Source organism: Flammeovirgaceae bacterium SG7u.111 (assembly GCA_034044135.1).
In the GTDB taxonomy this organism is placed as follows: Bacteria; Bacteroidota; Bacteroidia; order Cytophagales; family Flammeovirgaceae.
This window is the reverse complement of sequence record CP139021.1, coordinates 2,750,470-2,762,389: the sequence shown is the minus strand read 5'-3', so window position 1 is coordinate 2,762,389 and position 11,920 is coordinate 2,750,470. Positions and strand designations below refer to the sequence as shown.

Annotated in this window: 6 protein-coding genes; 3 read left to right on the top strand and 3 right to left on the bottom strand. The window is 44.3% G+C overall.

Features of this window, described 5'->3' with window-relative positions:
• Window positions 1–44 precede the first annotated feature (44 nt).
• The 3 genes from R9C00_10650 to R9C00_10640 all read left to right on the top strand — a co-directional run bounded on the left by R9C00_10650 (window position 45) and on the right by R9C00_10640 (window position 6,213).
• Entirely contained in the window at window positions 45–1,487 is a 1,443-nt protein-coding gene (locus tag R9C00_10650; GenBank protein WPO37911.1) for a Gfo/Idh/MocA family oxidoreductase, read from the top strand.
• A 232-nt stretch (window positions 1,488–1,719) separates the two neighbouring features.
• On the top strand, window positions 1,720–3,525 hold the full coding sequence (locus tag R9C00_10645) for an alkaline phosphatase D family protein (GenBank protein WPO37910.1): 1,806 nt from the start codon (window positions 1,720–1,722) through the stop codon (window positions 3,523–3,525).
• 45 nt (window positions 3,526–3,570) lie between these two features.
• Complete coding sequence (locus tag R9C00_10640; protein WPO37909.1) at window positions 3,571–6,213, top strand: glycoside hydrolase family 2 TIM barrel-domain containing protein; 2,643 nt, start codon at window positions 3,571–3,573, stop codon at window positions 6,211–6,213.
• Between the two features lie 94 nt (window positions 6,214–6,307).
• Here R9C00_10640 and R9C00_10635 read toward each other — a convergent pair whose 3' ends face one another.
• The 3 genes from R9C00_10635 to R9C00_10625 form a co-directional block, all read right to left on the bottom strand.
• Window positions 6,308–8,254 carry a sialate O-acetylesterase gene (locus tag R9C00_10635; protein WPO37908.1) on the bottom strand — a complete coding sequence of 649 codons (1,947 nt, stop codon included), beginning with the start codon at window positions 8,252–8,254 and terminating at the stop codon, window positions 6,308–6,310.
• A gap of 160 nt (window positions 8,255–8,414) precedes the next feature.
• Window positions 8,415–11,150 carry a beta-galactosidase GalB gene (gene galB, locus R9C00_10630; GenBank protein WPO37907.1) on the bottom strand — a complete coding sequence of 912 codons (2,736 nt, stop codon included), beginning with the start codon at window positions 11,148–11,150 and terminating at the stop codon, window positions 8,415–8,417.
• Between the two features lie 98 nt (window positions 11,151–11,248).
• Window positions 11,249–11,758, bottom strand: coding sequence for a hypothetical protein (locus R9C00_10625; GenBank protein ID WPO37906.1), 510 nt, complete (start codon window positions 11,756–11,758; stop codon window positions 11,249–11,251).
• Window positions 11,759–11,920: the final 162 nt, after the last annotated feature.

Genomic DNA, 11,920 nt, shown 5'->3' with positions numbered 1-11,920 from the left:
TTCAACTTTTTTTAAAACTCACAAAGAATTACCCCAAAAAGAAAATGAAGAAAAAAATGCAACGCCGTAATTTTTTAAAAAATAGCGCATTGTCGCTAGGCGCAATCACCATTTTACCCAGCCATGTAGTATTAGGCAAAAATGCCACTTCCCCACATCCGGGCATCCCTAGCGTAGCCCCTTCCGACAAGGTAAATATTGCCTGCTGCGGCATAGGCAACCGAGGAGGCGGAGTGGTAAAGCAGCTGTTTGAAACGGGGCATGCCAATGTTGTTGCCCTCTGCGACACTGAGATTGGCGGTCCTCGTACCAAAGAAATTATCGACAAATTCCCAGATGCTCCACACTTCCAAGACTTCCGGAAGATGTTCGATGAAATGGAAGATCAGTTTGATGCGGTAAGTATAGGTACTCCTGACTTTTCGCATTTCCCTATTGCTATGCTCTCTATGTCAAAAGGCAAGCATATTTATGTGGAAAAGCCTTTGGCTCGTACATTCAATGAAAATGAGCTGTTGATAAAAGCTGCTAAAAAGCACAAAGTAGTGACCCAAATGGGCAACCAAGGACATTCGGAAGCGAACTACTTCCAGTTCAAAGCTTGGGTAGACGCTGGCATCATTAAAGATGTAACTGCTATCACCGCCCATATGAACAATGCCCGCCGCTGGCACGGATGGGACACCAGTATTACCAAATTTCCCAATGGCCAACCGCTACCCGAAGAACTTGACTGGGACACTTGGTTGGGGACGGCACAAAAACACGATTTCCATAAGGATTATATAAACGGCCAATGGCGTTGCTGGTACGACTTCGGTATGGGCGCACTGGGCGACTGGGGAGCACACATCATGGATACCGCACACGAGTTCCTCGACCTTGGCTTGCCCTATGAGGTGAACCCTTTGCGAATAGAAGGGCATAATTCCTTCTTCTTCCCGCAGACCTCTACCCTCGCCTTCCGCTTTCCCAAAAGGGGCAACATGCCAGCTTGCGACATTACTTGGTACGATGGCGTGAACAATATTCCAGAAGTGCCAGAGGGTTATGGAAAAATGGAGCTTGACCCGAATATCCCTCCTGTAGGTGGTGGCAAAATTCAACCAGCGAAGCTAAACCCCGGTAAGATTATTTATGGGAAAGATCTTACTTTCAAGGGCGGCTCGCACGGAAGTAAGTTATCGATCATCCCTAAGGAAAAAGCTGAAGAAATGGCTTCAAAGCTTCCTGAAGTACCAGAAAGCCCTTCTAATCATTTTGCCAACTTCTTGCTTTCTTGCAAAGGTGAAGAAAAGACCCGTTCGGACTTTAAAGTGGCCGGGCCACTCAGCCAAGTGTTCAACCTTGGGGTGATAGCCCAGCAGCTCAACACCAAGATAGAGTTTGACCGAAAGAAGAAAAAAATCACCAACAACAAGTTGGCAAACGACCTTTTGGTAGGCACTCCTCCAAGAAAAGGGTGGGAAGAGTTTTATAAGATGTAAGAGAGTCAAATTAGAGAATATATCAGGAGCTTGCCTAGTTAAAGGCAAGCTCTTTTTTTTGTTTTAGAGCAAAAAAATCTGCTCAAAGCTTTGCCTTGAATTCTTATACTTATAGAAGTAAAATTACGATTGCCTATTTTTTTAAACAAATAACTATCAATTCAAAAAACACTCGATTTGGCTGGGATTAGAATTTCCACACAAGCTAAGACATCGCCTAACACAAATAAATATGAAAAACCCTCCTAAAGTAGCTCTTATGCTCCTCTTGTTCTCTATAATGGCAATAGCTACAAGCCAAGCCCAAAACTATCTCAAACTACCTGATGATATAAAGCCAAAGGATCGAATTTGCTTTGCTATGTACACAGTGCATGAAAACACCCTCAAAATGACCGCACAGTTCTATCCTATCAAAGACTTCGAACCCTTTTCAGCCATTTTACAGGTAAAAAACAATGACACTTGGGATACGGTGGCTATTTCGCCCATCGAATACCCGGGCTATACCGCTCATTTTAGGGTAGAAAGCTGGGATGACAGCCAAGAAAAAGAATATCGGGTTGTTCACAACAACAATGCTTTTTACGAAGGCTTAGTCAGAAAAAATCCTAAGGAAAAAGATGAAATTGTAATGGCGGCGTTTTCATGCTTTTCTATGTACGACAAGCACGGCGGGCAAATCCCAGTGACTGATATCATCGATAACTTGAAGAAAATCAAACCTGATGTATTGTTCTTTTCTGGCGACCAAGTATATGACCATAGCCAGCATTACTTGAACTGGCTCAAATTTGGAGAAGCCTTTGGCGAGCTTATTCGCAATACCCCAACCATCTGCATGCCCGACGACCACGACATTGGCCAAGGGAATTTGTGGGGCAACGGGGGAAAGAAAATTGACAACAGGCATGGCAGCGATGGAGGCTACTACATGCCCGTTTCGTACATAAAAGAAGTAGAACGGGCTCAAACCAGCCACTTGCCCGACCCTTATGACCCTACCCCAATTGAACAGGGAATAGGCGTGTACTACACCGGATACACATGGGGCGGAATGAGCTTTGCCCTCATAGAAGACCGCAAGTTCAAAACTGGCCCTGATAGGATAATAAAAAACAAGAAAGTAGATGACACTCGATTACTGGATGTTCCTGAAGCCACCTTATTAGGTCAGCGCCAGTTGGACTTTTTGGAAAACTGGACTACCGACTGGAAAGATGCAGAGATGAAAGTAGTTTTGTCTCAAACCATTTTTGCCAGCGTATCTACCCATTCTCCTACCCGAAAAAACAGGCAACGGTTTAGTTTTGACTCCAACGGCTGGCCTCAAACGGGGAGGAACAAAGCCTTGAGCATTATCCGAAAAAGCTATGCTTGTATGATAGCCGGCGACCAACATTTGGGGTCGGTAGTCCGCCATGGCGTAGAAGACTGGAACAATGCAGGATACTCGTTTGCCGTACCTGCCGTAGCTAATTTCTGGATGCGCTACTGGGAACCGGAAACCCCTGGGAAGAACAGAAAACCAGGTTCGCCAACCTACACTGGGGAATTTTTAGACGGACTTCAAAATAAAATAACCGTCCATGCTATTTCCAACCCTACCTTCGATGACAATACGCCAAAGGAAGACCTCCTGAATGGCAGAGCCTCAGGCTACGGAGTCATCCGGTTCAAAAAATCGGCTAGAGAAATCACCTACGAATGCTGGCCGCGTAATACGGATATGGCTACCGAAAATCCGTATCCGGGTTGGTCTGTTTCTTTCTCTCAGCTAGATAATTTCCACATAGAAAACGGCTACGAACTTCCAACGATAGAAACTTCTAGCGAAAATCAAGTGATCACCGTAATGGACCAGTACACCAGCGAAGTGGTTTCCTCCCTAAGGGTAAAAGGAAACAGTTGGAAGCCGAAAGTGCTCAATCCAGGAACGTATAAAATAGCCATTGGCGAAGGAGAAAACATGCAGCTCTTTTACGAGATAGAAGCAAAATCGAAAAACAAAGAAGTCTTGAAAATCACGACAAAATAGCCTGAAAGCCACAAATACACTTCAGTCTATAACAAATAGAATATCATGAAAAAGAAAACTATCAACAAATTGTATTCGCTCTTAGTAAATGACAAAAAATCCCCGTTGCCCGTGAGCCACAGGCAACATGACAAATCATCTAGTTTGAATTTTTATCACGTACTTAGGGTACTATTATTTGGCTCCTTAGCCTTCTTACTCACTTCGTTTAGCCAACAGCAAGCTCCTGATCGGGAAGTAGATTTCAACTTTGGTTGGAAATTCACCTTGCTTCCAAACACAACCCTACCCCAGCAAGTCCCGCTAGACGACAGCCAATGGCGAGAAATACGCCTCCCTCACGACTGGAGCGTAGAAGCCTCGTTCGATTCTTTGCTTGAAGGTTGCACAGGCTACCTTCCCGGCGGAGTTGGTGTGTACCAAAAGCACTTTGAAACCCCTGCCCTGCCTCAGCAAAAAAGCACTTTGGTTCTTTTTGACGGGGTATATAATAATGCCACATTTTGGCTAAACGGCCAGTTACTCGGCGAAAATCCTTATGGATATTCCCCTGTGTATTTTGACTTGACCAAGCTGTTGAAAACAGACGGTTCTGAAAACATATTGACCGTCCATGTTGACCATTCTAGGTATGCCGATAGCCGTTGGTACTCCGGAAGCGGTATCTACCGAAATGTAAAACTCATTACAGTAGACAAGCTCCATGTTCCCATTTGGGGCACTTACCTTACCACACCCGAAATCAGCGAGGAACAAGCTTCCGTAAGGCTGGAAGTGAAGGTAAAAAATGAGAACAAAAAGAAAAGCTCTTTCTCGCTAGAGACCATTATTGTAGATAAAAATGGCAAGCAAGTCGCCAAGAAAAACGAACAACTTAGCATTAAAGGAAACACAGAAAACGCCTTCGTTCAGACGCTTGCTGTGCCTAACCCAATGCTGTGGGATTGTGAAAACCCAAACATGTACCAAGCAGTTACTTCCCTCCTTCAAAATGGCCTTGTAATTGACGAATACACCACTCCGTTTGGCATCAGAAGCCTAAAGTTTGAGGCTAAGAAAGGCTTCTTTTTAAACGGAAAACCAACCTTGGTAAAAGGAGTTTGCCTGCACCACGATGGCGGTTTGGTAGGAGCAGCCGTTCCAAAAGGTGTGTGGAGAAGAAGGCTTGCCGCCCTCAAAGAAGGTGGGGTAAATGCAATCAGAACATCTCACAATCCTTATTCCCAAGAGTTCCTCGATCTCTGCGACGAAATGGGCTTCCTAGTCCAAAATGAGATTTTTGATGAGTTCGACTACCCAAAAGACAAGCGCATGAACTACCACGACCGTATAAAGGACAACATCACTCGTGGATATTCTGAACACTTCCAAAAGTGGGGAAAAAGCGACCTTACCCGAAGCATTTTACGAGACAGAAACCACCCATCTGTTTTCCAATGGAGCATAGGTAACGAGATTGAGTGGACCTACTTGCATTACCGCTACATCACCGGTTTTTGGACCGATCCTAACGATCCTCAAAAAGCTGGCAAGTTTTGGGGCAGCGTCCCAATGTTTTCTCCCGAAGAAATGAAAACTAGGTACGACGAATGGGAAAAGGGGGAATATATATTGGCAGAAACCGCCAAACGATTGAATGATTGGGTAAAAGAATTGGATACGACCCGACCTACTACCGCAAACTTAATTCTACCACAAGTTAGCCATGTGAGCGGATACGCCGACGCTGTCGACTTGGTGGGCTATAGTTATCGTAACAACATTATCCCTTGGGCGCAAACGCATTTCCCCGAAAAACAGGTAACCATAAACGAATGCCCCGGCACTTGGGACGACTGGAAACAAGTACTGGAAAACCCTGGTGTGTTCAGTATTTTTATGTGGACGGGCATAGATTACATAGGTGAAAGGCACGAAGATTGGCCGCAAAAAAGTGCATGGGGCGATATGCTCAACCTAGCAGGTTTTAAAGTACAGGGCTGGAACTATTTCAAAAGTGTCTGGAAAAATGAACCACATATCTCAATTGGTACACTGCCTGTAAAAGGCTCTCTTTTTAAAGTTGACTCGCTTTCTGGGCAAGCTATTGCAAAAGGGAAAAATGCCTACAAATGGAGAAATACCAATATGCACTGGAACTACCAAAAGGGAGAATCGGTATTGGTAGAAGTTTCCTCAAACCATTCTACAGTTGAGCTATTTCTTAATGGAAAATCACTTGGCTACCGCAGCATGTCCGAAAGCCCAGACCGTTTGATGCGATGGGTTGTGCCTTTTGAAGCAGGAACTATCACTGCAAAGGCTGGATTTGATGGGCAAGAAATAATAGCCGAAATTCAAACTGCATCAGCTCCAACTGGAATTACCCTAAGCACTGACAAAACTTCACTCAAAGCCGATGCTTATGATGTAGCCCACTTAGTAGTACAGCTCCACGACCAAAATGGCAACCCTGTAAAAACAGAAGATGCAACCATCACCTTTGAGATAGAAGGCGATGCAAAATTACTAGGTGTGGACAATGGAGCTTATGACAATACTCAAGACTTTCAGTCCAACAAAATCACAACTGCAAAAGGACGTTGCTTGGCAATTATCCAATCCACCAAAACGGCTGGGAGAATTACCGTATCCGCTAAAGCAGAAGGCTTTGAAGACCAAGTGGTAAGTATCGATATTTCTAAATAGCATTCGACTGAAAAACTCTTTGAAAGAAAAACCGCCACTGCTAAGTACCTAAGGGTAAAACGGTGGCGGTTTTTTATGTTTTTTTGACTTCCGCCTATTCCTTAACCTTGGTCTGAAATGGTGAAGCTGGCAAGCCTTCTTTATTATAAAAATTCACCTTATCGGGATTGTCCTGCCAAGCGTACCGAACATAAACCGGGCTGGAAATTTCATCGCTCCAAAGCACTACTTTATCACCTTGAATCTCGGCTGTAGCCCACACGTATTTTTGATCCATCCCAGCAATGGCAAACCACCTTAGCTCCTCCCCATCCTTTGACATTAAACCACTTCCTACATGATTGAAACTCAGCACAACTTTTTGCTTTTCTACTGTGGCGGAGCTAAAAATAGGGCCAGAAAAAACCAAGTCTTGTTCCTGATAGACAAGGTGACGAGCAGCCAAAGCCAAGCGTTCCCCAACAGGTTTCTTGTTTCCCGGATGAACATCGTTCCATTCACCCAAATCAATGGCAACCGCCATCGCTGTATTCTCGACACCAAGTGCTTTTAATTGCGATTCCCTAAGGCGCGCCCATTTGCTTTCCGCAGGCGAATAATCCACATTCATGTAATTTGGGAGTTGAACGTATAAAAAAGGCAAATCTTCTTGTCCCCATTGCGCCCGCCAATCGTAGATAAGCGCTGGCAACAGCTTCTCATATTCTACAGGTCTGCTTCCATTGCTTTCGCCTTGGTACCAAACTGCTCCTTTAACCTGATAATTGGTAAACGGTGCAATCATTCCATTGTACAAAGCAGTAGGTTGATGCTGAGCAGAAACACCTCTTTCTTTGATCTGAACGGGTTTATAAACCGCCCCAACTTTGTAACTCCAATACCCTTTCAGATCCACGGTATCTATTCCAGCCGTAATGAAATAGGGCTTATCGGGAATAAAACCTCCTTTGCCACCCTGATTCGTCACCCGAACTACGAATGTATTTTCCCCTCCTTTTAACACCCCTTCCGGAACTTGGTACTCTCGTTGCGGATATTTATAAGTCGTTCGCCCAACCAGCTCGCCGTTAACATACATTTCATCTGCATCGACAATCCTTCCCATGAAAAGCTTTGCTGCTTTTCCCGCCATTGAAGCAGGAATCTCTATCTCTTTTCTGAACCAAACGACACCATCTAGGTTATTGACTCCTTGATCTTCCCAATAGCCGGGAATATTAATCCTACTCCAGTTTTTGGGAACATATTCAGGATCATACCATTTTTTAGTAACATCCATTCCCTTATCCTTGGGCAACCCATTTTGTATCTCTTTCCTCTCCAACGCAGCGGCTCTATTTGCACCATTCACATACGCAGAGTCTTTATTTTGCAGGACAGTTTTCAGTATTTCGGTAAAATCTTTCATACCGTCCTCGCTTGTCCAAGCTTCAATAGGCGTGCCGCCTACACTCGAATTGATGAAGCCCATTGGTACACCGTAAGTTTCGTATAGTTTTTTGGCAAAGAAATAGCCAACTACAGAAAACGCCAATACATTTTCAGGAGTCGCTTGTTTCCAGCTTCCTTCTGGCAAGTCTTTTTGGGGAGCATCCAGCACCGGGTTTCTCGGGACTAGAAACTGTCTGATTTCGGGAAAATCCGCCTTTTCAATTTCCTTGGCAAACCGTTCTTTATGCCGACCAAAGTAATGAACCATATTCGATTGCCCTGAGCAAAGCCAGACATCTCCTACCAAAATATCTTTTAAGACTATTTCATTTTTGCCCTTAATTTCCATTTGATAAGGACCGCCAGCTTTCTGCTTTTTCAAAACTACCTGCCAGCTCCCCTCGGAGTCAGCAGTTGCCTTATAGCTTTTCTTATTGAACTTTACCGAAACTTTCTCCCCTGCCGAAGCCCAACCCCATACCTTCAAGTCAACATCTCGCTGCAGCACCATCCTATCGCCAATGAGCTTTGGAAGGCGCACTTGGGCAAAGCCATTAATAGCTGTAAAACATAAAAAAAGTAGGGTGTAAAATCTGAAAAGCTTGGTCATGTCTTGAATAAAATTTTGGGTTATTTATGAAGTGGTTTAAGAGAAGTTGGAGGCTAGAAGTTAAAAACGTGTCCTTTAGAAGCTATTCAGCTTATAATTCCATCATTATCGAACGACTCTATTACTTGATGATTCAAGTAATAGAGTCGTTAAAAACAGCTTATTTACTTTTCAAAACAACTTTTGCTGTTTCTAATCCTGCGGACTGAGCGGTAAGGGTAATTTCCCCAGCACCTGTAGCTCGGACTATTACCAGAGCCAAACCATTAAAAGCTTTCCGTTTGTGAGAGGGAAATGCCACAAGATCCGTTGGGTCGCCATTGTCCGTAGCCACAATTTCTCCCGCTCCTTCTACTGCAAATTCAATTTGATTATTGGCAATAGGAACGGTCAATCCATTACGGTCAGTGACTGCCAAGGTGATAAAAGCCAAGTCTTGCCCACCCGATTTGAGCAATGCACGATCAGCCGAGAGGGTAAGCCCCACTGCAACATCGGTTGTTTGAACCAAATCCTCTGCCCAAGTTTCTCCATTTTTATAAGCAACCACTTTCAACTTGCCAGGCTCGTACACCACATCATCCCAGCGCAAGCGATATTCGTATTCTCCTTTCTTTTTACGCCCGAGAGACTTACCGTTTAGAAACAATTCGGCTTCTTCGCCTGAAGTGAACACATGAACAGGGGTTACTTCGCCCACACGACCTGACCAATTCCAATGAGGCAAGATATGCGCCATAGGGAAATCTGGTCGCCAGCGAGACTGATACAAATAAAACCTGTCTTTTTTGAAGCCAGCCAAGTCTATAAGTCCAAAATAGGAACTACGAGATGAATAATAAGGAGTGGGCTCGCCGAGATAATCCCAACCGCTCCACACAAAGCCACCAGCCACATACGGATGCTTGTCGATAGAGCCAAAAACCTTGTCAGCTGAAGATCCAAAATCTGCGGTATAAAGCTCATAAGCACTTACATAATGATTTTTGAGATCGCCACCAAAGCTATCACTTATGGGTGAACTTACCCCTTCGGCTACGGGGAAAAGGTAAGTCCCTCGGCTACTCAAAGCGGCTGCATTTTCACTACTGATAATGACTTTATTGGGAAATTTCTCATGGAAAGCGGGATACAAGGGCGGTGTATTTATTCCTTTTAAATGAGCATATGCCGGGGCATTTCTAATACCTTCTCCTTGGTAATTCAAATTGAGGACTTCCATCTCTGCAGTGATCGGCATATCGGGCTTGGCATAGTTAAAAGAAGCCGAAGTCGGGCGAGTTGGGTCTTCATCGTTGGCAATCAACCGGAGCCGTTTTGCCACTTCCGCGCCATCTTCTCCTGTGTATTGTTCCCCTACTTCATTGCCCGAGCTCCACAAAACCACCGAAGGATTGTTCCTATCCCTGCGGATCAGTGCTCGCAAATCTTGCTCGTGCCATTCGGGGAAAATCAGGTGCAGGTCAAGTGGCGTTTTTTTCCGCTCCCAGCAATCATAAATCTCATCTATTACAAGGAACCCCATTTTGTCTGTCAAATCCAGCAACTCTGGCGCGGGTGGGTTGTGCGCCAAGCGGATTGAATTCGCCCCGAGCTCTTTAAGCATTTCAAGCTGTCGTTCGGCAGCCCGATGGTTATAAGCTGCTCCAAGTGCACCCAGGTCGTGATGCTGATTCACTCCTTTCATATAAATAGCCTTTCCATTGACTATCAGCCCTTTTTCACCGTCAAAGGTTATCGATCGAATCCCAAAACTTGTTTCATATTCATCCAACAACTCATCGCCTTTCATCACTTTGGTGACGGCAATATACAGGTTAGGTTTCTGAGTAGGAGGAGGTCCCCACAGGCGAGGATTTTCTAGGGTAATTGCCCCCTTTAAGGTCTTGCTTTCCTGAGCTTCAAGAGTAGTTTCAATAGGTTTGAAAGAAGTGATTTCAGCAACTGTTTTTACTCCATCCTCATCCGCAACAAAAATTTGGGTAAGCACTTTTACCTGCACTTGCTCTTTAGAATCGTTGTCGATGGTTACTTCCAAATCAACCTTTGCCGAAGCTTCGGAAACCTCAGGTGTGGTGATATACGTGCCCCAATGCGCCACATGGATAGGCTCAGTTTTCACCAACCAAACATTCCTATAAATCCCTCCGCCCGGATACCAGCGAGAGGAATTCGGAGGGTTATCTAAACGGATTGCTAATTGGTTTTCTCCTCCAAAAGTAAGAAAAGGCGTAAGATCGAGTCGCCATGATGAATAGCCATAGGGCCATCCGCCAACCAATTTCCCATTGAGCCAAACCATTGCGTAAGACATCGCCCCATCCACATCGAGGAAAACCGATTTGCCCTCATCAGCAGTGGGGATCTCTAGTTTTTTGCGGTACCATGCCACGCCGGGGCTAGGCAATCGCCCCATTCCCCCACCGACTTCTGCATTTTCTCCATCATAAAAAGGACCTTTTATCGCCCAGTCATGCGGAAGATCAACGCTTTCCCAAACGCTGTCATCAAAATTGGTTTGAACTAAAGGAAAGTCTTCACCAGGATTTCCTTCGGGACGTTGGTAATGTATAGAAGGGTCACTTAAAAAAGGGTTTCCTGTGGGCAAGATCCATGGTTTGAGCACTTCTTGAGAAACGTCAACCTCTACCGCCTCGGTAGGTTTGGCATCGGCTGGCTTTACATCGTTTCTATCAAAGTCTTCAGGGCGAACATCATAAATGAGAGCATCCGCCCTATCTGCTGATTCATATTTCATAAACCGCCAGCCTTCGTTGATGGAAATGCGTTGGCGAGGCGATATCTGTTTTTCCTCTTGCTCGGGCTTCTCACCACAGGCATTTAGGACAAAAAATGTACTTGCTATAAGTAAAAGTGAAGTGTAGGCTCTTTTCATTTGTATTGTTGGTTGTTAAAAAATAGATGGCGTAGCCTTTTCTTATTTGATTAAAAAGTAAACATATTTTACCGAAAGCTTAAACTTTGATCAAAAGCCTAATCATTCCCCTCATATTCAAACCAGTTGTAGGTAGCGGTAAGCCCTCTCACATCTTCAGCCGAAAAAGCGTACATTCCATAAAGACAGCCTGTAAAACCTTCAGCAGTTTCGGTACTTAGGTGGCATGCATCTAGCTCATTTTCAACTTCGATACAGGCTATGTAAAATGTTCCATTGTGGTATTCGATAGTAGGTGTGTATCTTGCATCCTCATCTATCTGGTTTTTAATAAGCAGGGTTTTGTAGGAAAGGTTGAGCTGGAAATTATACCCTTCTAAGAGATTGGAAGAAACAAACATTTTGCTCTTGCCTGACAAGGTACGAAGTATCTTTGAATGAAGGGCTTTGTACAAATAGAACCTTATGGAATTGGTATTGCCCAAGTTTGCCTTCTTCTTCCTCAAATAAATAAACACCTCTTGGATACAATCTTCTACCAAACCTGTAGTATCCCCGATATACCGAACCGGTCTATCGTTATTTTCGCTAGTTGCTTTCATTTCCATATTATGACAATTCACTTATCAATACAACAATCTTAAGTATTTTGCCGCTCAATAGAAAGCCGCGAGCAGCATTTCAGGACAAGGTCAGACAAATAAAGTTGCCCTTCGTATTCCCACTTTTTCTTTTAAAAGACAAAATTTCTTTTTTAAATTGCTGCTTTA

Excerpts from the sequence above, each read along its gene's own strand:
- R9C00_10650 (WPO37911.1), top strand. The coding sequence starts at position 45 with ATGAAGAAAAAAATGCAACGCCGTAATTTTTTAAAAAATAGCGCATTG.
- R9C00_10645 (WPO37910.1), top strand. The coding sequence starts at position 1,720 with ATGAAAAACCCTCCTAAAGTAGCTCTTATGCTCCTCTTGTTCTCTATA.
- R9C00_10640 (WPO37909.1), top strand. The coding sequence starts at position 3,571 with ATGAAAAAGAAAACTATCAACAAATTGTATTCGCTCTTAGTAAATGAC.
- R9C00_10635 (WPO37908.1), bottom strand. The coding sequence starts at position 8,254 with ATGACCAAGCTTTTCAGATTTTACACCCTACTTTTTTTATGTTTTACA.
- galB (WPO37907.1), bottom strand. The coding sequence starts at position 11,150 with ATGAAAAGAGCCTACACTTCACTTTTACTTATAGCAAGTACATTTTTT.
- R9C00_10625 (WPO37906.1), bottom strand. The coding sequence starts at position 11,758 with ATGGAAATGAAAGCAACTAGCGAAAATAACGATAGACCGGTTCGGTAT.